This window comes from Micromonospora sp. LOL_013 (genome assembly GCF_048060315.1).
Lineage (GTDB): Bacteria > Actinomycetota > Actinomycetes > Mycobacteriales > Micromonosporaceae > Micromonospora_E.
This window is the reverse complement of sequence record NZ_JBHMIQ010000047.1, coordinates 1-26,137: the sequence shown is the minus strand read 5'-3', so window position 1 is coordinate 26,137 and position 26,137 is coordinate 1. Positions and strand designations below refer to the sequence as shown.

The following is a 26,137-nucleotide window of genomic DNA, read 5'->3' as shown; positions in this document are numbered from 1 at the left end:
CAGCAATGGCCGACCCGCTCGTGTCCGTCATCATCCCGAACTACAACTACGGCAACTCCATCGGCCAGTGCGTCGACGCGGCACTGGACCAGACGTACCGCCCGATCGAGATCATCGTGGTCGACGACCACAGCACCGACGACTCGCTGGCGATCGCCCGGCAGCGGGCCGTCACGGTGTTGCGGACCGCCCGCAACAGCGGCGTCGCGGTGGCCCGCAACATGGGGGCCGCCGCGGCCCGGGGCGAGATCCTGTTCTTCGTCGACTCGGACGTGGCGCTGCGGCCGGACGCGATCGAGACGGCGGTCGCCGAACTGCGCGCGCATCCCGAGTACGGTGCGGTCTGCGGCATCTACGAAGACGAGCCGCTGATCCGCGACAGCGTGGTGGAGCAGTGCCGGGTGCTGCAGGCGTACTGCTGGCGGATGGCCTCGCTCGGCGAGGTCAGTTTCCTGTTCTCGTCGCTTACCGCGATCCCCCGGCGGGTGTTCGACGAGATCGGTCCGTTCAATCCCCGGCTGCGCCAGACCGAGGAGGTCGACTACGGGCAGCGGATGTCCACCCGCTACCAGATCCGGGTCACCGACGCAGTCCGGGGCTGGCACGACGACGACGACAAGCTGCTGCCGCTGATGCGCAAGCTGTTCCGCCGGGCGCGGCTGCGGGTGCCGTTGTTCGCCCGGCGCCGGCGCTTCGCCAAGGGCTTCGAGAGCGCCTCGCGTTCGCTCGCCGCGCTCGCCGCGCTCGGTGTGCTGGCCAGTCTGCCACTGGTCGTGCTGAGCCCATGGGCGTCGCTGGCCACCGGGGCGCTGCTCGCGGTGATGCTCGCCGGTGACGCCGCGATGTACCGCTACGTGCTGCGTCGGCGCGGCCCGGGCTTCCTGGCGGTTTTCACCGCCGTCGCGTTCGCGACCAACGTGGCCATCTCTACCGGCATCGCGGTCGGTGCCTTGCAGTGGCTGGTGTCCGGCCGGTTCCGCCGGCTGTACGACGCTCAGTGGCCGTCCACCGCCGTGCCGGCCGCCCCGACGGTGACCCGGGCGCCGGCATGAGCCACCTGATCACCGCCGCTGGCGGCGCGGCCCGGACCGCCGCGCCGCCAGCGGCGCCAGGGGTGCCAGGGGTGCCAGGAGACGGACCGGCCGGCGGTACGGCGGACCGCGGCCCCGGCGGCCCCCGGCATCGAGGTTGGCCACCGCGTACCCGGCTGGTGTTCGCCACCGTCGCCGGCTGGAGCCTGTTCCTCGCGGTGTTCCTGACGCTCACCGGAACGCAGTGGTGGTGGCGTCCGTTCGAGCTGATGCCGCCGCTGCTGTTCGTCGCGGTGCCGTTGCTGCTGGCCCCACTGACGCTGCTGGCCCGCCCGGTCCGTGCCCGGCTCGCCCTGGTGCTCGTCGGTTGCCTGGTGCTCGGTACCGATCTGGCCGGGCTGAACGTGCATGCCCTGCCGGGCGGGCGCACCGCCGCACCCGCCCCCGCCGACGCGGTTCGGGTGTTCGCCTGGAACACCGAGTACTGGCACGACGGCGACGACCCGGAGCGGTTCTACGCCTACCTGGCCGACCAGCGGGCCGACGTCTACCTGCTCAGCGAGCACGTCGGCTGGGATCTCGCCGGGCACCGGCCGGTCCGCGTCGACTACCGTGCCGAACTGCGCGAACGGTTCCCCGGCTACCAGATCGTCGCGGTCGGCGAGCTGCTGACGATGTCCCGGTACCCGGTGGTACGTCACCACGGGCTGGACGCCACGCCGTACCTGACCGACCCAGGGCTCGGCGGTCCGCCCCCCGGCTCCGACTTCCCGGACTACTACCGGTACAAGGTCCTGCGGACCGACCTGCTGGTGGGTGGGACCGTGTTCTCGGCGTACAACGTGCACATCCCGGTGCAGCTGGACGTCTCGATGGATCCGCGACGGGCCGAGTTCACCGCCTTCATGCGGGCGCAGGAGATCCGTCGGCAGGCCCACTACCGGGCGGTGGCGGCCGACCTCGCCGGCAACCCGGCAGCGGTGCTGCTGGCCGGCGACTTCAACGCGACGTCGGCGATGGGGGAGTTGCGTGCCCTCGGCCGCCGGCTACGGGACGCGTTGCCGGCCAGCCGGGAGATCTACCCGGTCTCCTGGCCGGACGGCGGGACCGTGTTGTGGCGGTTGGACTGGGCGTTCACCGCCGGTCCGGCCCGGGTCCACGACTACCGGATGGTGCCGGGCTGGGGGATGAGCGACCACCGGGGACAGCTCGTCACCGTCTCGGTGAGCTGAGCGGATGCCACCTAGCCGGCGATGCCGGCCGCGGCCAGCTGGGCGTCCACCTCGGTCGTACGGGCGACCATGCCGCACCGCTCGGACAACCGGCGCGCTTCGCCGACCAGCCTGCCGGCCGCGTCCCGGTCCCTGCGGGCGAGCTCGGCGCGACCCAGCGCGCACCGAGGATCGAAGCCCGGGCGTCGCCGAGCGTAGGGCGACGGTGACGGCCTGCTGGAAGGGCCGGATCGCCGGCTGCGGGCGGCCGGCGAGCAGGTGCGTGTTGCCCAGCGCGCTCAGCGCGTACGGTGCGATCCGGCGGTCCGGGCAGCGGTCGACCACCGCCACGGCACGAGTGAGGGTGCGTAGGGCTTCGTCGAACCGGCCGGTGTCGCGTCGTAACTCGCCGAGGCCACGCAGACAGCGGGTCTCGCTGGCCCGGTGGCCCGCCGCACAGGCCAGCGCGAGTCCCCGCCGGTAGTGCTCTTCGGCCTGCGAATGCCGGCTGTCCAGCCAGGGCAGGTCACCCAGTGCGCGTAGCGTCCGTGCCTGCAGACCGATGTCGCGAATTCGTTCGGCCAGCTCGCGGGCACGATCCAGATGGTCCCGGGCTTCGGCGCTAAGACCCCGGTCGAGCCCGAGCGGTCCGGTTCGGCGATGCACAGCCTCGCCGGCCGTGGCGGCGGAGCGATCGAGGCACCGACGCTGGTCAACCGGGGCGGTTACTACCGCTACTACTACCTGTACGTCTCCGTCGACCGGTGCTGTCAGGGCGCGGCCAGACGGTACTCGCCGACAGCGACGGCGACTACCTCGCCTACCACTACTACGCGAACAACGGTGCCGCGTTGCTCGGCATCAACCGGATCGGCTACGACGCGGCTGGCTGGCCCTACCTGTGCTGACCGCCCAGCCCACGAGTGTCGGGTCGGCTCAGTCAGTCGGTCACCGACAGATCGATGGTGTGCGCGGCGTGGTTCGCCTTGGCGGCCAGGTAGCGGACGTTCGCGGCGGAGACGTGCACGCCGGTGGGGACCTGCTCGGTCACCGTGACGCCGAGCCGGGTGAGCTGCGCCGCCTTGTCCGGATTGTTGCTGAGCAGGGCCACCCGGTGCACGCCGAGCGCGAGCAGCATCTGCGCCGCGACCGTGTAGTCGCGTTCGTCCTCGCCCCGGCCCAGCGCCACGTTCGCCTCGAACGTGTCCAGCCCGGCGTCCTGCAGCGCGTAGGCGTCGAGCTTGGCGTACAGCCCGATGCCCCGACCTTCCTGCCGCAGATAGAGCAGGAAGCCGCCGTGAGCGGCGATCCGCTCCACCGCCTCCCGCAGTTGCGGGCCGCAGTCACACCGCTGACTGCCGAACACGTCGCCGGTCAGGCACTCGCTGTGCGGGCGTACCAGTGGCGGGTCGCCGCCGTCGGTGGCCTGGTCCAACGCCCGGTCCCAGTCGCCCAGGCCCAGCGCCACGTGCTCGCGCTGGTCGGTCAGACCGTCGAAGGTGAAGACCCGGGCACTGGCGATGTAGCCGTCGGCGAACCGCAGCGGCACCGTCACCTGCCGGCGGACCGTCGCCGTCGGCGCGGGACCCGTCCCGTTGGTGGCGGCGCGCTTACCGTTGACTGGAGCGTGGGGCGGCGGTTCAAGCATCGTGCGTCCTATCGGTGATGTGCTGCGCAGAGCGTCGGCACCGGTCCGGCCGGCACCGACACATGAGCCGTACGGGAGAATGTGTGCCGGCCTCGCATGCAGGCTATCTTCCGGTCGTCAAGCCGGTCGTCAAGGAGGTGCCATCAGTGGTTGAGCGACCCTACGTCCTGCTCAGCTGCGGCATGTCGATCGACGGGTATCTGGACAACGCGAGCGGGCGGCGCCTGCTGCTGTCCAACGACGCCGACTTCGACCGGGTCGACGCGGTACGCGCCGACTGCGACGCGATCCTGGTCGGGGCCGGCACCGTGCGCCGCGACGACCCTCGGTTGCTGGTCCGGTCGGCGGACCGTCGGCGTCGGCGGGTGGCCGCCGGCCACCCACCCACCCCGATGAAGGTCACCGTCACCGGCAGCGCCGACCTCGACCCGCAGGCGCGGTTCTTCACGGTCGGCGACGTCGACAAGGTCGTCTACTGCGCCACGGCGAGCCTGGGCAGCGCCCGCAGCCGGCTCGCCGGGCTCGCCACCGTCGTCGACTGCGGTGACCCGGTCGACCTGCGACGGGTCGTCGGTGACCTGCACGTCCGGGGCGTCGGCCGGTTGATGGTCGAAGGCGGCGGACGGGTGCACACCCAGTTCCTCACCGCCGGCCTGGCCGACGAACTGCACCTGGTGGTCGCCCCGATCTTCGTCGGCGACTCCCGGGCACCCCGGTTCGTCGGCGACGGCAGCTTCCCGTGGCACGCCGACCGGCGGGCGACGCTGGTCGAGGTCCGCCAGATCGGCGACGTGGCCCTGCTGCGCTACGCCCTGTCGTCCCGGTTCGGCGAGCAGTAGCCGACCAGCCCGTCCCGCCGTCACGTTGCTGGCCGTCACGTTGCTGGCCGTGGTCGCAGTCGCAGCCGCAGCAGCAGCGGCGGCCGCTGCCGGACCGCCGGCAGCCGACGCACCCAGCGGACCGCCAGCACACCGGCACCCGGCAGGCTCGCCGTCAACGCCAGCAGGCCGTACACCACCGCGACGGTCAACCCGAGGCCCGCGCCGAGCCCGGCCGCACCGAACGCCCACGCGGTCACCCCTTCCCGCGGTCCCCAGCCGCCGACGTTCAACGGCACCGCCATCGCCAACAACGCCAGCACCATCAACGGTGCCAGCTGGTGTAGCGGCGCCGTCGACCCGGCGGCGCGGGCGGCGACCAGGAAGGTGGCCAGGTGACCGGCCAGCGCGGCTACCGACAGCAACGCCACCCCCGGCCAGGTCCGTCGGGCCAGCAGACCGCTGCGCAGGTCGGCGACGGTCCGCCCGACCGCGCGGGTCCACCAGGATCCGCCCGGCCCGGCGGCTGCCGTTCGACGAACCCGTGGCCGACGGCGGCGTACCGCCACGAACAGCGCCACCACCAGCGCGGCCGCCGCGACCATGGCCGCCGCGACCTGAGCCGCAGTGACCAGCCGCGCGGGTGCCGGCACCGGCAGCGTCAGCAGCACACCCGCAGCGACCGCGAACAGCACCAGCTGACCGGCGGTCCGTTCCAGCACCACCGCGCGTACTCCCCGGCCCACGTCGGCCACCTCCCGGCCGTGCCGGACCGCGCGGTGCACGTCACCCAGCACCCCACCGGGCAGCGCGGCGTTGAGGAAAATCGCCCGGTAGTAGTCGGCGACCGCCCCGGCCAGCGGCAGCGCCAGCCCCATCCCCCGGGCGACCAGGCACCATCGCCAAGCGCTGCAGACCGTGGTCAGCAGCCCGATCCCGACCGCCAGCAGTAGCACCCGCGCGTCGATCACCCGCATTCCGTCCAGGAACGCGTTGGTGCCGAGCCGGCAGGCCAGCAGCCCCAGGATGGTCACCCCACCGGTCAGTCGTAGCCAGGCCCAAGCCTTGCCCTTCACTGTGCGTCACGGCCGGTGCCGGCCGTGCGCAACGGGCTCTCCGCCCTGTGCATTACGTGCCCCCCTCGATGAGCCTCCGCCGACAGATACGCGACGGTGCCGCCTCCGGTTCATCTGCCCGGCACCGGAAGTACGCCGTGCAGACCTCAGCTGGGCACGACCAACATGTCCCGGTGTTCCACGGTGACCCCCAGCTCACCGGCGGCGGCAGCGGCGAGCCGGCGGCGCCGGTAGCCCCCTGGCCGGGCGGCCAGCTCCGGCCGCTGTTCGTACGCCGCCGCGATCCAGCCGCCCAGCCATCGTTCGGTCAGCTTGGCCCGCTCGGGGCCGAGCAGCCACGGACTGGGCCGCACCAGCACGGTGGCCCCGTGCCGGGTGAACGCCTCGGTCGCCGCCTCCACCGCCGACGGGCCGAGTAGCGGACGACCTGCGGTGCGCCGCCGCTGATGGTCGTTGAACGCGGCCGTCAGCTCACCGTCGAGCGGGTCGGCGGGATCGAACCATACCTCACCGACCACGGTCAGGGTCAGCAACGCCGGACAGGCGACCGCCCGGACGGTTGCCGCTAGCCGGTCCACCTCGTCGGCGGTGAGCAGGTCCAACAGGGCCGACGCGGTGACCAGGTCGGCGCCGGCGAGGTCGTCGACGGTGAGCGCGGTGAGGTCGTCGCGGCGTACCGTCGCGGTGACCGGTGCGCCGTCGGACGCCGCCGGGGCCATCCGGGCCTCGGCATGGCGCAGCAGTTCGCGGTCGCGGTCGTGCAGCACCCAGTGCTGGGCACCGGGCAGCTGCGGGGCCAGCCACCGGCCCATCGACCCGGTGCCGCAGCCGAGGTCGTGTATCTCGGTGCGGGCGGCGCCGGTCAGTAGCCGGCGTACCTCGGCGACCAGTTCCGCCGAGCGCGCCTGCGCGTCTGCGGGCTCCCGCAGCCCCAACCACGCCGGGCTGTACCCGGCCGACTCGATCGTCTCCATGAAGTCTCCCTCTGCTGGTTGGCGACGCCGTTACCGGGGCGGGGCTGGGTGGGGCTGGGTGGGGCGCCGCCGTCAGCGCCGACTCAGTTCGTGTAGTACCGCACCAACTGCGGCGGCAGTGTCCGCCCAGCCGGGCAGCCCGGCCCGGCGCGCGACGGCGGCCGCCCGCAACCGCTCCCGCTCGCCGCCGTCGGTCAGCCAGCGGCGTACCGCCGCACCGAGCGCCGCCGGGTCGGCGGGCGGCACCAGCCGGCCCGGTCGCTCACCAGCGTAGGTGCGACCCAGTGCCTGCGGCACCCCGCCGACGTCACTGGCCAGCACCGGGATGCCGCAGGCCAGCGCCTCGGTGACCACCATGCCGTACGTCTCGGCGTGCGACGGCAGGATCAGCAGATCGGCGTCGGCGTAGGTGCCGGCCAACGTCGTCGCCGCGCGGGGCCCGGCCAGCGTGACACGGTCCCCTATCCGGTGGTACGCGATCCGCTGCCGGACCCGGTCGACGTACGCGGCGGCGGTCAGCGCTCCCACGCAGAGACATTCCCAGTCCAGGTCGGCGACGGTGGCGAGCGCCTCGACGAGCACGTCGTGGCCTTTACGGGGGGTGACCGACGCGACGCAGAGCAGCCGTCGGCCGGTCGGGTCCCGGTTCGCCAGGGGCGCCGGTGGGACGCCCGGCACCGCCACCCGGATCCGGTCGGCGGCCAGGCCGTGGCGGGCGGCGAGTTGGCGGGCCGTCGCGTCGCTGGTGGCGATCACCGCGGCCGCCGCGCTGAGCGCCGCGCGTTCGGCCAGGTCCAGCTCGGCAGCCTCAGCCGGGTCCAGCCCGGTCTCGTCGGCGAGCGGCAGGTGAACCAGCACGGCCAGCCGCAGCCGGTCGGCGTGCGGTCCGATCACCTCCGGCACCCCACAGGCGACCAGGCCGTCGATCAGCATCACCGTGCCGTCGGCCAGGGTGGCGAGGAGGTCAGCGAGCGCGGCCCGGCTGGTCCGGTCCGGGCACGGCCAGTCACCGGGGACAGCGATCTCGCGCACCGGCCATCCGGCCGCGGCCAGACCGGTGCAGACCTGCCGGTCGTAGACATTGCCGCCGCTGGGGGCGGTCGGATCGTCCACGTTGCCGGGCAGCACCACGACGATCATCGACGTCAGAGCGCCCGCTCGTAGCTCGCCCAGGCGATGTGCGACTCGTGCAGGGTGACGCCGATCCCGGTCAGACCACGGGCACCGGCACCGAGATCGCCCGCGTGCACCCGGTCGGCCAGCCGGTCGGCGATCAACTTGGCCAGCCATTCGGTGGAGGTGTTGATCCCGGCGAACGCCGGCTCGTCGTCGAGGTTGCGGTAGTTCAACTCGGCCAGTACGGCCTTGAGCTGCTCGGTGGCCAGACCGATGTCGACGACGATGTTGTCGCTGTCGAGGTCGATGCGCTTGAAGGTGGCGTCAACGACGAAGGTGGCCCCGTGCAGCCGTTGCGCCGGGCCGAACACGTCACCGGTGAAGCTGTGGGCGACCATAATGTGGTCACGTACGGTGACGCTAAACATTTCTCATCCTCCAGTCGGGTAACGGATCACGTGGCACAAGGCCGGCAACTCGCCGGCGGCCAGCCGGGGCAGCACTCCGGGCAGGTCGGTGAAGTCGCTCTCGCCGGTCAGCAGCGTGTCGAACCTCTCGTCGGCGAGCAGGTCCAGGGCGAGAGCCAGCCGGCCGGCGTACCCGCGCCGCTCGCGCCGGGCCGGGGCTACCCGGCCGACCTGGCTGCTGCGCACGGTCAACCGGCGGGCGTGGAAGTGCTCGCCGAGCGGCACGGTGACCGGGCGATCGCCGTACCAGCTGAGGTCGACAACCGTGCCCTCGACGGCGAGCAACTCCAGCGACCGGGCCAGCCCGGCCGACGTGGCACTGGCGTGGAACACCAGGTCACATCCGTCGGTGGCGGTGTCCGGGTGGGCGAAGCCGACGCCGAGCGCGGCGGCGGTGGCGGCTCGTGCGGGGTCGATGTCGACCAGTTCGACCCGTACGCCGGGGAACCGGGCGGCGAGCGCGGCGACGGTGGCACCGACCATCCCGGCGCCGACCACGGCGATCCGGTCACCGAGCAGGGGAGCGGCGTCCCACAGAGCGTTGACCGCAGTCTCCACCGTGCCGGCGAGCACCGCCCGGCGGGCCGGCACGCTGTCCGGAACAACGGTGACCGCGTCGACCGGCACGACGTAGCGGGTCTGGTGCGGGTAGAGGCAGAAGACGGTACGGCCGACGAGCTCGTCCGGGCCCTGCTCGACCTGCCCGACGTTGAGGTACCCGTACTTGACCGGGGCGGGGAAGTCGCCGTCCTGGTACGGGGCGCGCATCGCGGCGTACTGGCTGGGTGGTACCTCGCCCCGGAAGACCAGCGTCTCGGTGCCCCGGCTTAGCCCGGTGAACCGGGTCCGCACCAGGACCTCGCCGGATGCGGGCGGTTCGACGTCGGCCGACCGGATCTCCCCGCTGCCGGGGGATCGTAACCAGAACGCTTGATCGCGCAGCGTCATCTACCCGCTCCCCTCGTCTCGTCGGTGCCTCGCCTCGCTGGCCTCGGTAACGATAGCCGGGTGCGGATCATGACAGCTGGTGACCGGCCGCCCTGGTGAGCCCGCGCGCCGGTGGACCAGTCCCCCCGCGCGTCCCGTTCTGCGGTAATCTGCCGTGTCGCTGTCCAGACCGACCGGTCCTGGACGACGAACCACCACATCGGCCACGGGGGACCGCGTGCCGATCGTCTATTTTGGAAGGTATACCATGTCGCAGACCACGGCCGTTCCGGCCACCGGGCAGAAGTCCTGGCTCGTCGCGGTGCTGCTCAGCTTCTTTCTTGGCGGATTCGGGGCGCACCGGTTCTACGTCGGCAAGATCGGTACCGGTGTGCTGATGCTGGTCACCTTCGGCGGACTCGGCCTCTGGGCGTTGATCGACTTCATCGTCATCCTGATCGGCAAGTTCACCGACAAGCAGGGCCAGCCGCTCGCCAAGTGACCGGCGAGGCTTGCGCGCCGGGGCGCCACCCGTACGGGTGGCGCCCCGGCCGCGTCATCGGACGTCGACGACGACCGCCCCGCCGCCGAGCGCGGTTGTGTCGGCGTTGATCCGGCTGTCATAGACCACGGTCCCGGTACCCGCCTCCCGGATCCGGATCCAGAACCGGTCCTTGCCCTGCTTCCGCAGCGCCTCGTCGTTCAACCCGACCATGTACTCGTAGTCGCCTGCGCCGTTGACCGTGCCCCGGCCGTTGAACCGCACCTGCGGGCCGTCCACCACGTACCCCCGGTGGCTGGTCGCGGCGAACTCCCACTCGCCGACGCGCAAGCGCAGCGCAACCGGGCCCGGCCCGGTCGCGTCCGGACCGGCCGTCGCTACGAACCCGAACTCGGCCCGCCCGGCCACCTGCTCGTCGGCGACGTACGCCCCGGCCGGTGAAGTGATCCAGCCGGAGCCGGCGACGTGCCCGCCGTCGGCCCGGTGCACCGCCAGATGGCCGCCGGCCAGGGTGTGCGCGGCATCCCGGTCGTCGATCACCGTGACCGTCGGCCGGTACACACCCGGTTCGGCGTAGCTGTGCGCCGCGACACAGGCCGACCCGTCGATCACGCCGGCGTCGACGGTGCCGTCGCCCCAGACCACCACGCACCGGTGGGTGTCGTCCGAACCGGAGTCGGTGAACGTCGCCGTGACGCTGACCTCGGTGCCGGCGGCGACCGGCCCGGCCGCACCGGTGACGGCGATCACCGTCGGCGCGGAGTTGACCGGCCGGATCGGCGCGACGCTCTCCAGGGTCGGCACCACCGGGACGATGGAGCCGTCGGGGGCGAACTCCAACCGGTCGATGGTGGTCTCCCGGTGTGTGCCGTCGCCGTCCGGGATGGCGAACCGGTGGTACGCGATGTACCAGTCGTCGGTGCCCGGCACCCGCACCACCGAGTGGTGCCCGGTGCCTTTGATCCCCAACGACAGGTCCTTGCGCAGGATGGTGCCCCGCCGCTCGCTCCACGGCCCGAGCGGCGAGTCGCCGACGGCGTACGCCACCTGGTAGTCCTCGCTGCGGGTGTCGTTCTCCGACCACATGAAGTAGTAGCGGCCGTCCCGCTTGATGACGAACGCGCCCTCGTTGTATCCGGACGGCCGGTGCGAGGTCACCTCGGCCGGGTCGAACGACACCATGTCCTCGTTGAGCTCGACCTGGTAGGCGTTGCCGTTGCCCCAGTACAGGTAGGAGCGTCCGTCGTCGTCGGTGAACACCGCCGGGTCGATCATCTGACCGGGGTACGTCCCGGCCGGCACCAGCGGCTCGCCGAGCGCGTCGCGGAACGGCCCGGTCGGGGAGTCGGCGACCGCGACACCCAGGTGCTTGCCGGTGTCGCCGGTGGCCTTTCCGCCGCTGAAGTAGAAGTACCACTTGCCGTCGCGTTCGGCGATGGTCGGTGCCCAGGCGCTGTTGTCCGCCCAGTCGACGTCGGTCTCCAGATCCAGGATCACCCCGTGGTCGGTCCAGTTGACCAGGTCCGCCGAGGAGAACACCGAGAACTTGGTGCCGCTCCAGCCGGCGAATCCGTCGGTGGTGGCGTAGAGGTAGAACCTGTCGCCGAAGACCGCGATGTTCGGGTCGGCGTACAGTCCGGGCAGCACCGGTGAGCGCATCAGGTGGGCCTCAACGGTCCAGGTCGCGGTGGAGCCGTCGGCGCCGGTGACGGTGTACGTCATCGGTGTGCTCAGGTCCCGTACGGTGCCCGACTCTGGTGCGACGGTGGCGCCGGGGGCGAGGGTGAACTCCGGTGCCAGGGCGGTCAGGTCGGTGTCCGGGTGGACCGGCAGGACGATCCGTCGGGTGTCGGCGTCGACGATGGCGTCCACCTTGAGCTGCGCCACGATGGCACCGGTGATCGCGGCCGGGGCGCCGCCCAGGGCGTACACCTCGTCGGCGGTCAACGCCCGGTTGTAGATCCGGAAATCGTCCACCTCGCCGGCGAAGTACGGGTCAGCGCCGTAAAGCGAGCGGCCGACATATCCGGCATAATCCCGGCTCGGGTCGTGCAGGTCCGACGGGCGGATCGCAACGTCGGTGGCCCGGGCGATCTCGACCCCGTCGAGGTACATCACGGCGGTACGGGTGGTCGAGTCGACGGTGACCGCCAAGTGTTTCCACTCGCCTCCGGTGAACGCTGCCGACGCCCGAAGCTGCTTCTCGGCCTGCCAGCTGCCGGTGGTTATCGCCGAGAACAGCACCCCACCGCCGTTGCGCGGCGTGCTGAACAGGTAGCGGTTACTGTTCGGACCCAGCCCGTAGATCCACTGGTTGGCGGTGCTGGAGGCGTCCCACTTGACCCATGTCGCCACGGTGGTGCTGGAGACACCGGCGTACACCCCATTGGGGATGGTGACGTACGGCGCGGTGGTCGAGCCGCTGGCGCCGCCGCTCATCTTGAACGAACCGCCCTCGACGCCGGTGCCGAACTCCGGGGTCCGCTCGTAGCGGCCGTGCCGGCCCTGCCCGGAGGAGTCGGTGGCGACGGTGCCGCCGGTTTCATCGAACTTGTAGTGCAGCAGCAGCCCGTCGGCCGGTGGCTCCGGCCCCGGGTCAGGCCCGTAGGCGGCGAGCAGCGCGTCGTACTCGGCCTGGGTGACCGGCAGTACAGTGCCGTGGCGTGGGTGCGACGGCAGCGTGTAGTCACTCGACGGTGTCCACTCGCCGGAGGCAAGGTCGGTGGTCTCGAACGGGATGTAGCCGCGTCCGCCGAACTCGTCGATGAACAGGTACCACTTCTCCTCGGTGTTCGACTTGAAGATGGTGGGTCCCTCACCCTGGGACATCGAGCCTTGGCCGATGCAGTCGGTGAGGAAGTCCCATTCGGTGTCGCGCAACGACGTCGCCGTCTCGGCGAGGATGAACTTGCTGCACGGCGTCGACGAGGAGTTGTTGCGCTCGTCCTTGGTGAACCGGTAGTAGACGCCGTCGTGGTCGATCACCGTCGAGTCGATCACCGAGTAGCCGGGATCCACCCACACCTGCGGCTCGGAGAAGGTGTGGAAGTCCCGGGTGGTGGCGTACAGCATCTTGTTGTAGGTGCTCCCGGTGTGGTCCGGGTCGTTGGCCGCGTACAGCTTGGAAGCCCAGAAGACGACGTACGCGCCGATCGACGGGTCGTAGTACGTCTCCGGTGCCCAGGTGTTGCCGGCGGTGTCGGGGGAGACCTGGACCAGGCGCTGGTCGGTCCAGTTGACCAGGTCGGTGGATTCCCACACCATGATCGACTTGCTGCCGTGCCGCTGCGCACCGTCCCAGTTGCCGTTGCCGTGGATCCGCAGGTCGGTAGCGATCTGGTAGAACTTGTCACCCTCCGGGGAGCGGATGATGAACGGGTCGCGCAGCCCTTTTTCGCCGAGCGTCGAGGTGAGCACCGGCCGGCCGTCGTTGAGCTGCTGCCACCGCAGCGGGTCGTTGCCCTGGCTGAGGGCGAAGTAGACCTGTTCGCCGTCGGCGGTGCCCTCACCGGTGAAGTAGCTGAACAGGTAGCCCGTGCGGTCGGCTGGTGCCGGCAGTTCGGGGACGCTGGCGGTGAACTCGCGGGTGGCGCTGGCCGCGTTGCGAGTAACGGTGGCGGTCAGCGTGACAGTGGTGTCGCCGGCTCCGGCTGCCGGTCGGTTGACCACGCCGTCCGTGGCGATCACCGCCGGGTTGTCCGACGCCCAGGTCACTGTCGTGCCGTCGGCGCCTGCCGTGGGCAGGGTCAGGTTGCCGCGCACGTCGTCAACGTTGTGCACGGTCAGCGCCGTGGCGGCGTCGGCGACGATCTGCGCGTCGTCGAACTCGGCCAGTACGGTCACCTCGAAGGTCCTGGTATCGGTGGCGGTGCCCCGGCTCAGGGTGGCGGTGAGCGTGGCCTGCGCGTCGGGCTGGCCGACGGCCGGTCGGGTCACCGTACCGTCGGTGGCGACCACCGCCGGGTCGCTGGACGTCCAGTCGATGGCCGAGCCGCCCGGCCCGGTTGCCAGCAGTGGGAGGTCGGCGGTGACCCGGCTGGTGTCGCCGAGGTCCAGCTCGGCCGCGTCGTGGGCGACGACCGCGGCCGCCGCGCGTGCACCGAGCTGGGCAGCTTCGTCGGCGGTGACCGCCCGGTCGTAGATGCGGAAGTCACGCACCCGACCGGCGAGGTAGCGGTCGCCGGTGTAGACCGAACGCCCGATGTAGTTTGCGGTGGTGGTGCCGCCGCCGATCGACCCGGGGGTGATGGTGACCGCGGTGTTGCGGCCGACCTCGACCCCGTCCTCGTAGAGCACTCCGGTGGTGCCGGACTGGGTGTAGGTGAGGTGCTTCCAGACCCCGCGGGCGAGGTTGCGGGTCGGGTTCGGCCGGGTGTTCTGCTCGGTGGACCAGTTGCCGCTGGCGATCGCGGCGCGGAACTGGTCGCCGGTGGCGAACAGGTAGCCGTCGCCGGTGCCGCCGCTGGTGTTGCCTATCCCGAAGATGAAGTAGGGGGTGGCCTGCGCCGGGTCGATGAGCACGTCCATCGTCACGGTGACCGAGTCCAGGTCGCGTAGAACGTCGTCGGGCAGATCCACGTACGTGTCGGTGCCGTTGAGGCCGAGTCCTTCTTCACCGGACCAGTCGGCGGTGCCGTGCACGGTGCCGTGCCGGTCGTTGCCTGAGGCGTCGGTGGCGACGGTCCCGGCGGTGGCATCCAGTTCGTACCAGAGGACAAGTCCGTCGGTCGGTCCGGCGGCGGTGGCGGTGGTCGGGCCGGCGGCCAGCAGGCTGGCGGTGAGGGCGAGGGCGGCGAGTGATGCCAGGGCTGTTCGTCGTGGTCCGGCGGTACGCGGTCGATCCCGCTGCGGCATGACTGTCTCCTCCAGGGAGGTGTCTGATTTCTTGTTTGAGATCCGGTATCAGTTGTTGTTAGCGTTAACAAAAATTGGTGGACAGGAGCCGGGTCGTCGGTTCCGATTCGCTGCCGCGACACGGCTGTTGCGAGAGTGTTAACCGGGTCGTACCTTGTCGTCAAGGGTCGACGACCCGGCTTCCCGCCGCCGGCACCAGCGGACGGTAAGGTCGCGCGGCATGAGAACGGTCTACACGACAGCCGACTCCGACACCTTCCACCCGGCCCGACAGCGGCTGGTCGGCCAGGTCGGGAAGTGGGCGCGTCGGCAGGGGCGTGCCGGGCTCGACCCATTTGTGATCGAGACGCTGCTGGAGCACCGGTGGAGCCACGGCGACGGTCTGTTCGGACGGTGGCACCCCGACGACCTCACCGCCGCCCTGCTCGACTGGTTCCCCCGACAGGTCACCATGCACCCGGACGACTGGGACGCCGTCGTGCCGAGCGTACGGGGATTCGTCGACTTCCTGTTCGACGAAGGGCTCGCCGACCGGCAATGCGCCGACCGGGACCTGCTGCACAGGACGCTCGACGAGCTGACCGGACCGGTCGCCGAGGCGCTGGCCGACGAGCGGCGCTACGGCCCGGCGAAGTACTGGGCCACCCGGATGATGCGCGACGGCGTCGACCCGACAGACAACGCGGCCGCCCAGGCGTTCATCGCCGACGTGCACGCCGGCCGGATCCCCGTCGACCGGGACCTGCTCAACCAGATCATGGCCAACCACCTGGCCGCGTCCGACCGCGCCCAACGCCCACCGACCCTGCCACTGGTGGTCGTCCCGGACGACGCCGAGCTGCGCACGGCGGCCGAATCGTCGACGATCCTGCACCAGGTCCGGCAGTTGGTGACCTGGATGGGCCAGGGCCGTACCCTGACCCCGAACGGCAACCTTCGGCTGGCCGACGCCCGGGAACTGGTCCCGCTGCTCGGCACCGCCGACGTGATCGACCCGGCCATCGGCGACCGGGTGTTCAAGACCCGCAGCAGCGAGGAGCTGTACGGGCTCTCGGTCGTCGTCGCCTGGGCCCGGGCCGCCCGAGTGGTTCGGGTGGTCAAGGGGCGGCTCGTGCCGGTCAAGAGCGCGGCCAAGCTGCTGACCGACCCGCTCGCCCTGGCCCAGCGGCTGTACGCGGCGCTGCCCGAGATCGGGGCGGCCGTGTGCGGCAGCGGCTGGAACGAGTCGTCGATGCGGTGGCGGTTCGACGACGCCGTCGTCATCGCAGCGCTCACCGTCTACTCGTCCGCCGAACCGTTGCCGGTCCCGGCCCTGCGTGAGCTGCTGCACCAGTCGCTGGAGGAGTCGATGCTGGTGCCGAACGGCGGCACCGAGGAGCAGCAGCAGGCGTGGCGACGGCTCGCCCACGACGACGCCGACCGGCTGTTCGCGCGGCTGGCCGATCTCGGCGCGGTCCGGCTCACCGACGACGAGATCAGCCTGACGCCACTCGGCGCCGCGCTGGTCGGGTACCGTCTGCGCGAACAGGGCGTCGTGGTGCCGACCGTGGCTGAGCTGCTGGACGAGACCGCCGAGGTGGTGGTGGCGGTCGCCGCCGACAGCGATCCGGACAGCGCCGAACGACTGCTGACCGCCTGGTGCGCCCACCAGCCGCAGCGCGGTCCCGCTGAGCTGCGGGCGCTCGCCCGGCGTACCGACGACCGGATACACCAGCGTCTCGCCCGGGCCTATGCGGGGTAGCCGTGCCGGGCCGGTAGGTAGCGGGCGGCCTCTAGCATCCGGATCATGAGTTACCAACCACCGGGGCCGTCACCACCGCCACCATCGTCCGCCGGGCCGAGCCGTAGCGGGCGGACGATCGTGATCATCGTCGCGGTCGTGTTCGCCGTCGTCCTACTCTGCTGCGTCGGTGTCGCCGGGGGTGGCTTCTGGCTGTACCGGACCGTGTCGGCGGCCACCGGTCCGGCCCGCGACGCCACCACCGCCCACTTCGACGCGCTGTCCGTCGGTGACTACGCCGGTGCCTACCAACGGCTGTGCCAGGACCGGCGGGACACCCTGTCCGAGACGCAGTACGTCCAGCAGGAGTCCGCCGCCGGACAGATCGCCGGGTACGACATCATCGGTGTCACTGTGTCGACCACCAACGTGCGGACGACCGGCACCGTCACCGTCGAAGTCACCTACGACGGTGGCGCACAGCGGCAGGAGGCCGTCAGACTGGTCGAGGAGAACGGCGAATGGCGGGTCTGCCAGTGACACCCGACCACCTGCCACGACGGTGACGGAGGACGGAGCGGGATGATCGAGGCACTGCTGCCGGCCACGGCGGTCGCCCGCGAGGCGTTCGACGACAACGTCCCGGTCACCCTGTTCCCCGAGGAGTCCGCGGTGCTCGGCAACGCGGTCGACAAGCGCCGTCGTGAGTTCGGCACCGCACGCCGCTGCGCCCATGAAGCCCTCGCCGAGCTGGGCTTCCCCGGCGTACCGGTGCCGTCCGGTGCACGCCGCGAACCCCGCTGGCCGGCCGGGGTGGTCGGCAGTATCACCCACTGCGCCGGCTACCGCGCGGCGGTGGTGGCCCGGTCGGTCGACCTCACCACGGTCGGAATCGATGCCGAACCGCACGAGCCGCTGCCCGCCGGCGTCCTGAACAGCATCACCGTGCCCGACGAACTCACCTGGCTGACCGCCCGCCGGGACAGCCACCCGCAGGTGCACTGGGACCGGCTGCTGTTCTGCGCCAAGGAAGCCGTCTACAAGGCGTGGTACCCGCTGGCGGAACGCTGGCTCGGCTTCGAGCAGGCGTACGTCGAGGCGAACCCCGGCCCCGACGGCACCGTCGCCCCCGGTTCCAGCGGCGCCGCCACCGACGGGGACTTCACCGCCCGGCTGCTGGTGCCCGGCCCAGCGTCGCCCGACGGCACGCCGCTGACCGGGTTCACCGGCCGGTGGCTGGCCCGCAACGGCCTGATCGTCGCCGCGATCAGCGTCCCGGCCGGCCCCGACGCTTGACCGTCACACCGCCCCAGAACGCCAACCCGCTGATGTGGATCCTCGGCCCGCCGGGGCTGCCCATCCCGGCGGCCCGCTGACCAAAGTCGCCCATCACGCCCACCCCGGTGATCGACACCTCGGCGTCATCCGGCACCACGATCTCGATCCCGCCCATGATCGCCCAGGCCTGGATCCGGATCACGTTCGCGTCGAGCTGTGCCTGTCGCAGGTCGAACCGGCCACCGCCCCAGAAGGCGAGCGCCCGCAACCTGCCCGGTGCCACCCACCGGCCCCGGCGGTCGACCCCGCTCATCACCGCGACCGCCCACTGCGACGGCCGCGACGGCTCCAGACCGTGATCGCCCCGCCGGGCGACCGAGTCGGACACCGCACGGGGAATGTCCCGGGTCAGCGGCTCCAACTCCGCGTACGTCCGGGCGGCGTACACCCGACCGAGTCGTTCGTCCAACTCGGGCAGATCGATCCGGCCCTCGGCGGCCGCGGCCCGCAGCACCTCCGCCACCTGCTCGCGGTCGGCGTCCGAGGCCCGCAGCCGGTCAGGGGGCAGGCGGTCAGGAAGGTCGCTCACGCCCACAGCGTACCGAGCGTCGCCGGGTTCGTCGGATCAGTCAGGTAGCGCGCCAGCACCTCGGTGTGCAACGGGAACGCCAACCTGACCGGCTCGGTCACCACCAGCCACTCGGTGGCCTCCTCGGTCGCCACCGACACCGGCAGCGTCTCCGCCGGTCGGGGCGGCAGCACCCCGATGATCAGCAGGCTGGCGCCGTTCGGCACGCTGCGCACGGCGTACAGTCGCACCTGGTCGGACCGCCCGGCCAGCCCGGTCTCCTCGCGCAGCTCGCGGACCACCGCCGTCCGCCAGTCCTCGCCGTACTCGATGAAACCGCCCGGCAGAGCCAGCTCGCCGCGCGCCGGCTCGATGTCGCGGCGCTGCACCACCACCCCGATCCCCTGTGGACTCGTCACCGGCACCAGGGCAACCGCCACCGGCGTCGGGTTGCGCCACACCTGCTGCCCACAGTGGTCACAGGACCGGGGCCAGTCGGCGTCGGCCGGGTAGCGGGCACCGCACGACGAGCAGAACGAGTAGGGCACGCCAGTCACAGCGTCCGACGATACGCCGGTCGCCGGGCCGGGCCCGCTGTCACCTATCCGACCGCCGGCGGGCACCCGCCGGCCGCGCCCGGTCGGGGATCCTGACCCGCTGGGCCCGGCATCTGGACACCACCAGCGCAGCTACCTGCGCCGGTCGCTGCGCTGGTTGGACCGGCGGCGGTAGCCTGCGGCGATGCGGCACACCTTGGAGCCGAACGCCCGGACCCTGCACGGCTACCTCTCACCGGACTATCCACCGGTGCTGACCATCGACCCCGGAGACACGGTCACCTTCCGTACCCTGGACTGCTGGTGGTCGGCCGGGCCGTACGCCGGCGGCCCGCACGACCAGCGGCCCCGGCACGCGGCGCACCGGCCGGGGTTCGGCCACGCGTTGGTCGGGCCGGTCGCGGTGCGCGGCGCCCGGCCCGGGACCACCCTGTCGGTACGCGTCGACGAGGTGCTGCCGGCCGATTGGGGCACCACCCTGGCGGGCAGCGCGTTGACCCCGCACAGCGAGCGGTACGGGATCGCCGGCACCGAGACGGTGCACACCTGGCAGCTGGACCCCGCCGCCGGCACCGGACGCAACCAGCTCGGCCACACCGTGACGTTGCGGCCGTTCCTCGGGGTGCTCGGCATGCCACCGGCGCAGCCCGGCGAGCATTCGACCATTGCGCCCCGGCGTTGCGGCGGCAACCTGGACTGCAAGGACCTGGTCGCCGGCAGCACCCTGCTGCTGCCGGTCACCGTCGACGGCGCGCTGTTCTCCGTCGGCGACGGGCACGCAGCCCAGGGCGACGGCGAGATCTGCGGTACGGCGATCGAATGCCCGATGGACCGGGTCCAGCTCACCTTCGATCTGGTCGACGACCGACCGTTGACCGGCCCGGTGGCCCGGGTCGACGGCGCCTGGCTGACCCTCGGCCTGGGCGACACTCTCGATGCCGCGGCCGCCGACGCCCTCGACGCGATGATCACCCTGATGTCCCGCCGGCACGGGCTGTCCCGGGGTGACGCGGTCGCCCTGGCCAGCATCGTCGTCGACGTACGGGTGACGCAGATCGTCAACGGCGTCGTCGGCGTGCACGCCCGGCTCGCCGACGACGCCCTCCGCTGAGGGTGCCAGCCGGCTCAGCTGGGCGGTAGGAGTGATGGGCGGCGGCGGGCGGCGACGTCCTCGACCCAGCCGACAGCCAGCACCACCGCGACCAGCAGCACGGTGCCGACGCCGAGGATGGCCGCCTTGCCGGCGTAGAGGCCGGTCAGAGTGAGCAGCCCACTGGCGGCGTACAGCACCGGCAGGTGCCAGATGTAGATGGTCACCGCCCGAGCGTTCACCATGCGGATCAGCCGGGCCAGCCACGGCACCTGCGTGAGCCAGTCCAGCCGGGGCCGGGCCCGCATCAGCAGCAGCACCACCGCCCAGCCCCACACCAGCGCGCCGAGCCGGTCGTCCTCGCCCCGCTCGGCCAGCCACATCATCGCGCCGATCGCCAGCGTGCCGACGCCGAGCGCGTACCACCTCAGCGGCACCCGATCCAGCAGCCCGGTGTGCCGGGCGAAGCCGACCAGCCAGCAGGTGCCGTACGCGGCGGTGGACCAGAACACGTCGGTGACCGGGTTCATCTGCAGGTTGACCAGCGGTGAAGCGAACAGCACGGCGAACGCGGACAGGGTCAGCAGCGCGCCGACCGGCCAGCGCCGGAACGCCCACCACAGCAGCGGGGAGAGCAGCACCAGCCAGAGGTAGGCGCGGATGTACCACAGCCCGAGCGAGAACGGCCCGCCCCACTCACTGGACGGCGGGTTGCGCAGCGGGGCCACCCACCAGGCGACGTCGGGCAGGCTGGGCCGCCAACCGACCAGGACCATCAGCGGTACGGCGACCGCAGCGAGCGCCCACAGTGGCGGCAGCAGCCGGCGCAGCCGGGAGCCGACCACCCGCAGCGGCGCACCCCGGTCCAGCGACACGGCCGTGAGGTAGCCGGCCAGCGCGAACATCACCGGCATCGCCGGGAAGACCATTGGCAGCCAGGTCAGCCACAGCGTGTGCAGCAGGTACACCCGCAGGATCGCCAACGCCCGCAACGCGTCGATGTACGGACTGCGCTCGCCGGCGCGGGCCGGCGCGGCCGTCGGGGGAGCGACGTCGGGGTCCCGGTCACCGTCGCGGTCACCCAGGAGCCGGCTGACACGCATGAGCGCGAACGCTAGCCCGGCAACCTCGGTACCCGCGCAACGCCCGGTTGCCGGCCGGCGACAATCCGGTTAACGCCGTGCCGTTGTGCCGGTCCGATCTCAAGCGGCCGGTGATCCGGCGGAGCTGCGTCCTCGACGTCCGTCCGTCGGCAGCTTGCAGAGCGGTTCCCCGGAGGCGATGTCGTCGAGCGCGTCGTGGAGTTCGGCGATGCGGCGCTCCGCTTCGGCGACGAGCGCCCGGGTGAGGTGCTGCCATTCGGCTTCGGTGGGGTTGGCCGGCAGGGCGGCGAACAGGGCGACGATCTCCTGCACACTGAGCCCGACACGTTGGGCAACCCGGCAGATCCGCACCACGCACGGGGCGAACTTGTCGTACCGGCGCTGGTTGCCACTGGTGCGGACCGAGGTCAGCAGCCCCTGACGTTCGTAGAACCGGATGGCCGAGGCGGCGACTCCGCTGGCCGCCGCGACCTCACCGACGCTCAGGGCCGCCGGGGCGACGATGGAGTTGGGCATGGGCGCATCGTCGCTTGACTTCAACTAATGTTCAAGTTCTAGCGTCGGTGGCATGGAAACGGACAACATCATTGTCCCGAATGGACCGCTGCGGGTCGGCGTGATCGCCGGCAGCACCCGCCCTACCCGGCGGTCACCCGCTATCGCACAGTGGGTGGCATCGGACCGCAGCCAGCCGGAGCTCCGCCTGGACGTGGTCGACCTGGCCACCGCCGACCTGCCGATGCTGGGGGAGCCGCTCGCCGCCGTCTTCGGCAGCTACGAACATGAGGCCACGCGCCGCTGGGCCGCCGCGATCGCCAGCTATCAGGCGTACGTCATCGTCGTCCCCGAGTACAACGCCTCCTTCCCTGGCGTGCTGAAGAACGCCCTGGACCACCTGTACGCCGAGTGGGCCGACAAGCCGGTGGCCTTCGTCGGCTACGGAATGTCCGGCGGCGGCCGAGCGGTGCAGCAGCTGCGCCAGGTGGCCGAGGAGCTGCGGATGCGCCCGGTCGCTACGTCGCTGAACCTTTCGCCGCACCAGGTCGTCGACGGCCGGTACGCGGCGAAGGCCGTCGATGCCGAGGCCCGCGCCCGCATGCTGGCCGAGTTGGCCGGGGCGCTCAGCGTCCCGCACACCCCCGCCGCCTACGGCAGCGTCGGATGAGCGCCGACGCTCCGGCGGCGGTCCTCGACTGGCTGTCCACCCACGCCCGACCGATGCGACCGTACGGCGACACCCCGTGGCGGGACGTCGTGACCGACATCGCCGACGAGCTTTCGCTGCGCCGAGCGGACCGCGACGCGGCCGCCGCGCCGACGGTCATCGGACTCGCGCCGACGACCCGTGAGAGCGCCGAGGTCTGCGAACTGCAGGCCGACCTGCTCCAGGCACTGGTGGCGGGAGGCGTGCGTACCGTCGTCCTGCAGGACACCACCGAGATCGGCGAGCGGCTCGACCGCTGGGCCAGGGCCGGAGACCGGTCAGCGAACGGCCCCGAGGCGATCCTCGCCGACGCCTGGGGGCCGTGGCGCACCGAGTCGCTGCGCCGCGCACTGATCTGGTTGCGTGCCCACAACGCCACCCACCCGGCAGACCAGGTGGAGATCTGCGGAATCACCCGCCCGACAGCGGTGCCCACCGACTACGACTGGGTCCTCGCCCTGACGGCGGGCACCCCCGACCACGAGCAGATATCAGCGCTCCTGGCGACGATCCGGGTCGCACACGACGGCGGCGAACACGTGGAACGCGCCCACGGCAGGTGGACCGGCGCGCCCTTCGTCGACCTGGCCCGGCAGGCCCGTGCCGCGACGGCAGCCGTGCTCGCACCCGACTCCGACGCCGCGACCCGTGCGATCGCGGCGCTCGACCGCATCGTGCAATTCCACGCCACCTCCCTCAGCCAGGGCCACGACGGCGAGGACGAGGAGGCGGTCGCAGCGGACCGACTGGTCGAACACCTGCGGGCCACCGGCCGGCAAGCCGTGGTCTGGGACGGGATCGGGCATCTCGCCGCCCGGGGGACCAGCTTCGGCTCCCGACTACGTGGGCACCTCGGGTCGCGCTACCGCTGCCTGCTGACCACCTTCGGGTCCGGCCGCATCCGCGACTTCCACCTCCCGGCACCCCGCCCCGGCAGCCTGGACAAGACGCTCGACCAGGTCGGGGCCAGGCTGGGCGCGGGGTACGCGGTCGACCTGACCGGCTTCCCGAAACCCGAAGGTGTCCGGCGGTGGCTGGCCGGCCGGCACGCCGTACGGGTCATCTCTGGCATGTACCACCCCGACGAGGACGAGCGGCACTACTCCGCGCTCGACGACCTCGGTCGATCCGTGGACGTCCTGCTGCACCTGCCGACCATCAGCCCGGTCAGGTACATCGAGCATCCAGAGCCGAAGGACTGACCCGCTCAACCCTCCGGCGGCGCGGCGGTCACCCGTGCGGCGACCATCCGGGCGCAGTCCAGCGACTCCAGGTGGCTGGTGTCCACCTCGATGCCGTAGCCGACTCCCTGATGGACGATCTCGGCCTGCGACGCTGCCATTCCGACCACCCGGTCACCACGGGCGATCTCCCGCGACGCCGCGATGTCCGCAGCGCACCGCACCCCGACCCACAGCACGGTCAGACCTTCCAGATACCGGCGGGCCTGCTCCTGGAGGCGCCGCCGCCGAGGATGGCTTCGCCATGCGCACCGAACGTCACCATGGCCGGCGGTAGCCGCTCGATCAGGTCGTCGATCCCGAGACTGATCCACGGGTCGGGCAACAGATGCTTGAGGCACCGGACGATCCCGGACTTGCCGGAGCTGGAACCACCGTTGAGCACGATGAACTGCGTCGCCATGTGATCGGGTCACCTTTACCGGTCGGGCTGCGGGGTACCGTTTCGACTCTATCGAGGGTCCGGCCGCCGGCCCGACACGATCGCTCACACCCAGTGGATCAAGATGATCGTGCCGTACGCGGGCGGACCCGGCCATGGTCGCCGGTTCGGTGGCTCTGTGGACCCATGACCTCGACGACGGGCCGGTGTCCGAGATCGGGTGGATGGTGCTGCCCGAGTTCCAGGGCCGCGGGCTGGCCAGCTGCCAGGCGTATGTCATGGTCGTCCCCGAGTACAACGCCTCCTTCCCCGGGCGTGCTGAAGAACGCCCTGGACCACCTGTACGCCGAGTGGGCCGACAAGCCGGTGGCCTTCGTCGGCTACGGAATCTCCGGCGGTGGTCGCGCCGTGGCGCAGCTGCGCCAGGTGGCCGAGGAGCTGCGGATGCGTCCGGTCGCGACGTCGCTGCACCTCTCGCCGCAGCAGGTCGTCGACGGCCGGTACGCGGCGGAGGCCGGCGATGTCGAGTCCCGCGCCCGCCTACTGGCCGAACTGGCCGGGCGCTCGACGTCACCGCGCGCCCGCCGCCGAGGAAGCACCCGATCAGCGCTGAACATACATGCCGGGTGACACGCCGGCAGCCATCGCCGGTCTCCTCCATGCGGTGAATCAGCACCGACGTGAGCGATAATGGCGGCATGGCACAAGCGCGGGTGCTGTACGAGGATGGCCGGCCGTACACCGTGCCAGACTCGCTGGAGGAGCTGGCCGGACCAACCGGAGGTGTGGTCGAGCTGCCGTTGCGCCTGGACTGGTCTGAGCAGGGTCGTTACGACCTGTCCGACGATCGCCAGCGCAACCTCATGTACGAGCGGGTGATCCGGGAGTCGATGCGGGTCGAGGATCTCCGCGCCTTCGTCCATGGTCCGACCCTGGCCAGGGTGTGGCGTCAGCTGTGGCTGCCGACCAAGGTCCGGACGCTGTGGGAGTCTCGCTTCCCGAATCTCCCCAGGGCAGCCTGAGCCGTGATGGACCCGTTTCACCAGCGACTGGCTCGGGTCGCGTTGAAGGCGGCAGCCGAGTACGGATTCTGCCTGGCCGGTGGGTACGCGGTGCAGGCGCACGGCTTCGTGGACCGGGTCTCCAAGGACGTGGACCTGTTCACCACCATGGCGGCAGTGTCTGACTTCCCGGCAGCTCAGGCCGCCGTGGTGGCGGCTCTCAGTGCCGATGGTCTGGACGTCGCCGTGGAGCGGGAGGGAGCCTCGTTCGCTCGACTGGCAGTGGCGGACCCGGCCACGGGCAGCGCCAGCACGGTAGAACTTGGTGTCGACTGGCGGGCGTACCCACCGGTCCAGCTCGCGATCGGCCCGGTCCTGCATCCCGTCGACGCGGTGGCGAACAAGCTGTGTGCTCTGTTCGGTCGGGCGGAGGTCCGTGACTACATCGACGTACACGGGATCCTTCAAGATGGCCGCTTCGACACCGGCGAGCTAATGCAGATGGCGGCCGATCACGATCCAGGCTTCGACCCGTCGATCTTCGCGGAGGCGCTACGCGCGGTACGGCGATTTCCTGACTCCGCTTACGAACCGTACAAGCTCACCGCCGAACAGGTCGCCGCGCTGCACGCGCGGCTGCTTGCCTGGGCCGATGAGGTGGAAGCCGCCGCTCCTTAGCGGCGGACAGAACTCGGCGGCGGTCTGGTAAGTGTCGCGGGGGGCGGCGAGGTCAGCCTCCCTGTGGTCCGGGCAGGAGGTATCTGGCCTTGTGCCGGTGGGCGGCTTTGATCATTTCGGTCACTTCGATCGGTTCGCCGTCGGTGGTATAGACGGTGCGGAACTGGCGCAGCACGGGCATGTCGTCGGGCATCTGCAGGGCGATGAACTCGTCGATGGTGGGCATGGTGGCTTCGACGTCGTCGATGGCTGGTCCGGCGTGTTTGCCGAGTTCGGCGAGTACACGGAGCGATCCGCCCTTGGTCAGGCGGTGTTCGGTGAGCGGGGCGCCGCGTGCGAGATCCGTCCGGTAGTAGTTGGTGACCAGCTCGGCCGGGACGCCATCGAGCAGCAGCCTCCGGCGGACGACACGGGTGTCGGGTTCGATCCGGAGACTGCGATCATCATCCGGTCCGGAGGTCTGGGCCAGCATTGAAGAGCGACCTTGACGCCTTTGCGATCATCATCTGGCTCGTGCAGGGCGCAAGTGGTTACGTCACCACCGCAACATCAAGTCGCCACAGACCTCCGGCAGACGTTCGACCCAGTCACAAGGTGTCCGTTAGCCTAGATGCTAGACACGAAACTAAATGGAGGTCTATTCACAGGCGATCCTGTAGAAGTGCAGCCCGATGACACAGGAGATCGTTTC

Annotated in this window: 28 protein-coding genes and 1 pseudogene; 14 read left to right on the top strand and 15 right to left on the bottom strand. The window is 71.3% G+C overall.

The window, feature by feature from the left end; genetic code table 11:
- The first annotated feature begins 5 nt into the window (after window positions 1-5).
- The gene (locus ACFHWS_RS25145) at window positions 6-1,052 is read left to right on the top strand and encodes a glycosyltransferase family 2 protein (RefSeq protein ID WP_416557511.1); all 1,047 of its coding nucleotides are present in this window, start codon (window positions 6-8) and stop codon (window positions 1,050-1,052) included.
- Window positions 1,049-2,263, top strand: a complete 1,215-nt coding sequence (locus tag ACFHWS_RS25140) for an endonuclease/exonuclease/phosphatase family protein (protein WP_416569226.1) — start codon at window positions 1,049-1,051, stop codon at window positions 2,261-2,263. Before ACFHWS_RS25145 ends, ACFHWS_RS25140 begins: the two co-directional genes overlap by 4 nt.
- 210 nt (window positions 2,264-2,473) lie before the next feature.
- Here ACFHWS_RS25140 and ACFHWS_RS25135 read toward each other — a convergent pair.
- Window positions 2,474-2,908, bottom strand: a pseudogene (locus ACFHWS_RS25135) (tetratricopeptide repeat protein); the annotation flags it as partial.
- A gap of 98 nt (window positions 2,909-3,006) precedes the next feature.
- Here ACFHWS_RS25135 and ACFHWS_RS25130 point away from each other — a divergent pair.
- A complete protein-coding gene (locus tag ACFHWS_RS25130; protein WP_416557371.1) occupies window positions 3,007-3,150 on the top strand; it encodes a hypothetical protein in 144 nt (47 codons plus the stop codon).
- A 32-nt stretch (window positions 3,151-3,182) separates the two neighbouring features.
- Here the strand turns inward: ACFHWS_RS25130 and ACFHWS_RS25125 are convergent, their stop codons facing one another.
- Window positions 3,183-3,890: a GTP cyclohydrolase II gene (locus ACFHWS_RS25125; protein WP_416557370.1), complete on the bottom strand. Its 708-nt coding sequence runs from the start codon at window positions 3,888-3,890 to the stop codon at window positions 3,183-3,185.
- Between the two features lie 146 nt (window positions 3,891-4,036).
- On the opposite strand from ACFHWS_RS25125, the gene ACFHWS_RS25120 reads away from it, so the two are divergent.
- Window positions 4,037-4,729 carry a RibD family protein gene (locus tag ACFHWS_RS25120; RefSeq protein ID WP_416557369.1) on the top strand — a complete coding sequence of 231 codons (693 nt, stop codon included), beginning with the start codon at window positions 4,037-4,039 and terminating at the stop codon, window positions 4,727-4,729.
- Window positions 4,730-4,764: 35 nt separating this feature from the next.
- Here the strand turns inward: ACFHWS_RS25120 and ACFHWS_RS25115 are convergent, their stop codons facing one another.
- From ACFHWS_RS25115 to ACFHWS_RS25095, 5 genes are all read right to left on the bottom strand, one after another.
- Window positions 4,765-5,784 carry a lysylphosphatidylglycerol synthase transmembrane domain-containing protein gene (locus tag ACFHWS_RS25115; protein WP_416557368.1) on the bottom strand — a complete coding sequence of 340 codons (1,020 nt, stop codon included), beginning with the start codon at window positions 5,782-5,784 and terminating at the stop codon, window positions 4,765-4,767.
- Between the two features lie 146 nt (window positions 5,785-5,930).
- On the bottom strand, window positions 5,931-6,758 hold the full coding sequence (locus ACFHWS_RS25110) for a class I SAM-dependent methyltransferase (protein ID WP_416557367.1): 828 nt from the start codon (window positions 6,756-6,758) through the stop codon (window positions 5,931-5,933).
- A gap of 72 nt (window positions 6,759-6,830) precedes the next feature.
- Window positions 6,831-7,907, bottom strand: a complete 1,077-nt coding sequence (locus ACFHWS_RS25105) for a glycosyltransferase family 4 protein (RefSeq protein ID WP_416569248.1) — start codon at window positions 7,905-7,907, stop codon at window positions 6,831-6,833.
- Window positions 7,904-8,302 (bottom strand): 6-pyruvoyl trahydropterin synthase family protein, encoded by a 399-nt coding sequence (locus ACFHWS_RS25100; protein ID WP_416557366.1) that lies wholly within the window; start codon window positions 8,300-8,302, stop codon window positions 7,904-7,906. Before ACFHWS_RS25100 ends, ACFHWS_RS25105 begins: the two co-directional genes overlap by 4 nt.
- A gap of 3 nt (window positions 8,303-8,305) precedes the next feature.
- Entirely contained in the window at window positions 8,306-9,289 is a 984-nt protein-coding gene (locus ACFHWS_RS25095; RefSeq protein ID WP_416557365.1) for a zinc-dependent alcohol dehydrogenase, read from the bottom strand.
- Between the two features lie 247 nt (window positions 9,290-9,536).
- Between ACFHWS_RS25095 and ACFHWS_RS25090 the strand changes: the two genes are divergently transcribed.
- Entirely contained in the window at window positions 9,537-9,770 is a 234-nt protein-coding gene (locus ACFHWS_RS25090) for a TM2 domain-containing protein (RefSeq protein ID WP_416557364.1), read from the top strand.
- 54 nt (window positions 9,771-9,824) lie between these two features.
- On the opposite strand, the gene ACFHWS_RS25085 is transcribed toward ACFHWS_RS25090, so the two are convergent.
- Window positions 9,825-14,624, bottom strand: a complete 4,800-nt coding sequence (locus ACFHWS_RS25085; protein WP_416569225.1) for a family 43 glycosylhydrolase — start codon at window positions 14,622-14,624, stop codon at window positions 9,825-9,827.
- Between the two features lie 220 nt (window positions 14,625-14,844).
- Between ACFHWS_RS25085 and ACFHWS_RS25080 the strand changes: the two genes are divergently transcribed.
- The 3 genes from ACFHWS_RS25080 to ACFHWS_RS25070 are packed head-to-tail and all read left to right on the top strand — an operon-like array spanning window position 14,845 to window position 17,640.
- A complete protein-coding gene (locus ACFHWS_RS25080; RefSeq protein ID WP_416569224.1) occupies window positions 14,845-16,365 on the top strand; it encodes a hypothetical protein in 1,521 nt (506 codons plus the stop codon).
- Window positions 16,366-16,410: 45 nt separating this feature from the next.
- Window positions 16,411-16,884 carry a DUF4878 domain-containing protein gene (locus tag ACFHWS_RS25075; RefSeq protein WP_416557361.1) on the top strand — a complete coding sequence of 158 codons (474 nt, stop codon included), beginning with the start codon at window positions 16,411-16,413 and terminating at the stop codon, window positions 16,882-16,884.
- A 42-nt stretch (window positions 16,885-16,926) separates the two neighbouring features.
- Window positions 16,927-17,640, top strand: coding sequence for a 4'-phosphopantetheinyl transferase family protein (locus ACFHWS_RS25070; RefSeq protein ID WP_416569223.1), 714 nt, complete (start codon window positions 16,927-16,929; stop codon window positions 17,638-17,640).
- Here the strand turns inward: ACFHWS_RS25070 and ACFHWS_RS25065 are convergent.
- Together ACFHWS_RS25065 and ACFHWS_RS25060 are read right to left on the bottom strand one after the other, a co-directional pair.
- Window positions 17,612-18,211: a DUF1707 SHOCT-like domain-containing protein gene (locus ACFHWS_RS25065; protein ID WP_416569222.1), complete on the bottom strand. Its 600-nt coding sequence runs from the start codon at window positions 18,209-18,211 to the stop codon at window positions 17,612-17,614. The two genes, ACFHWS_RS25070 and ACFHWS_RS25065, sit on opposite strands and share 29 nt — an antisense overlap.
- A complete protein-coding gene (locus ACFHWS_RS25060; RefSeq protein ID WP_416569221.1) occupies window positions 18,208-18,747 on the bottom strand; it encodes an NUDIX domain-containing protein in 540 nt (179 codons plus the stop codon). Before ACFHWS_RS25060 ends, ACFHWS_RS25065 begins: the two co-directional genes overlap by 4 nt.
- Before the next feature lie 184 nt (window positions 18,748-18,931).
- Here ACFHWS_RS25060 and ACFHWS_RS25055 point away from each other — a divergent pair, with 184 nt between their 5' ends.
- Window positions 18,932-19,858 (top strand): acetamidase/formamidase family protein, encoded by a 927-nt coding sequence (locus ACFHWS_RS25055; protein WP_416557357.1) that lies wholly within the window; start codon window positions 18,932-18,934, stop codon window positions 19,856-19,858.
- A gap of 14 nt (window positions 19,859-19,872) precedes the next feature.
- On the opposite strand, the gene ACFHWS_RS25050 is transcribed toward ACFHWS_RS25055, so the two are convergent.
- Entirely contained in the window at window positions 19,873-20,940 is a 1,068-nt protein-coding gene (locus ACFHWS_RS25050) for an acyltransferase family protein (protein ID WP_416557356.1), read from the bottom strand.
- A gap of 99 nt (window positions 20,941-21,039) precedes the next feature.
- Window positions 21,040-21,456, bottom strand: coding sequence for a MerR family DNA-binding transcriptional regulator (locus tag ACFHWS_RS25045; RefSeq protein ID WP_416557355.1), 417 nt, complete (start codon window positions 21,454-21,456; stop codon window positions 21,040-21,042).
- A 52-nt stretch (window positions 21,457-21,508) separates the two neighbouring features.
- Between ACFHWS_RS25045 and ACFHWS_RS25040 the strand changes: the two genes are divergently transcribed.
- Window positions 21,509-22,105 (top strand): NADPH-dependent FMN reductase, encoded by a 597-nt coding sequence (locus tag ACFHWS_RS25040; protein WP_416557354.1) that lies wholly within the window; start codon window positions 21,509-21,511, stop codon window positions 22,103-22,105.
- Entirely contained in the window at window positions 22,102-23,346 is a 1,245-nt protein-coding gene (locus ACFHWS_RS25035; RefSeq protein ID WP_416557353.1) for an erythromycin esterase family protein, read from the top strand. The genes ACFHWS_RS25040 and ACFHWS_RS25035 overlap by 4 nt, the downstream gene beginning before the upstream one ends.
- A 5-nt stretch (window positions 23,347-23,351) precedes the next feature.
- On the opposite strand, the gene ACFHWS_RS25030 is transcribed toward ACFHWS_RS25035, so the two are convergent.
- Entirely contained in the window at window positions 23,352-23,564 is a 213-nt protein-coding gene (locus ACFHWS_RS25030) for a phosphotransferase-like protein (RefSeq protein WP_416557352.1), read from the bottom strand.
- Window positions 23,565-23,566: 2 nt separating this feature from the next.
- Window positions 23,567-23,788: a phosphotransferase-like protein gene (locus ACFHWS_RS25025; RefSeq protein ID WP_416557351.1), complete on the bottom strand. Its 222-nt coding sequence runs from the start codon at window positions 23,786-23,788 to the stop codon at window positions 23,567-23,569.
- Window positions 23,789-24,082: 294 nt separating this feature from the next.
- Between ACFHWS_RS25025 and ACFHWS_RS25020 the strand changes: the two genes are divergently transcribed.
- The 3 genes from ACFHWS_RS25020 (at window position 24,083) to ACFHWS_RS25010 (ending at window position 25,446) form a co-directional block, all read left to right on the top strand.
- A complete protein-coding gene (locus tag ACFHWS_RS25020) occupies window positions 24,083-24,397 on the top strand; it encodes an NADPH-dependent FMN reductase (protein ID WP_416557350.1) in 315 nt (104 codons plus the stop codon).
- Between the two features lie 68 nt (window positions 24,398-24,465).
- Window positions 24,466-24,789: a hypothetical protein gene (locus ACFHWS_RS25015; protein ID WP_281554162.1), complete on the top strand. Its 324-nt coding sequence runs from the start codon at window positions 24,466-24,468 to the stop codon at window positions 24,787-24,789.
- Between the two features lie 6 nt (window positions 24,790-24,795).
- Entirely contained in the window at window positions 24,796-25,446 is a 651-nt protein-coding gene (locus ACFHWS_RS25010) for a nucleotidyl transferase AbiEii/AbiGii toxin family protein (RefSeq protein WP_416569220.1), read from the top strand.
- Between the two features lie 52 nt (window positions 25,447-25,498).
- On the opposite strand, the gene ACFHWS_RS25005 is transcribed toward ACFHWS_RS25010, so the two are convergent.
- Entirely contained in the window at window positions 25,499-25,918 is a 420-nt protein-coding gene (locus ACFHWS_RS25005) for a UTRA domain-containing protein (RefSeq protein WP_416557348.1), read from the bottom strand.
- Window positions 25,919-26,137 lie beyond the last annotated feature (219 nt).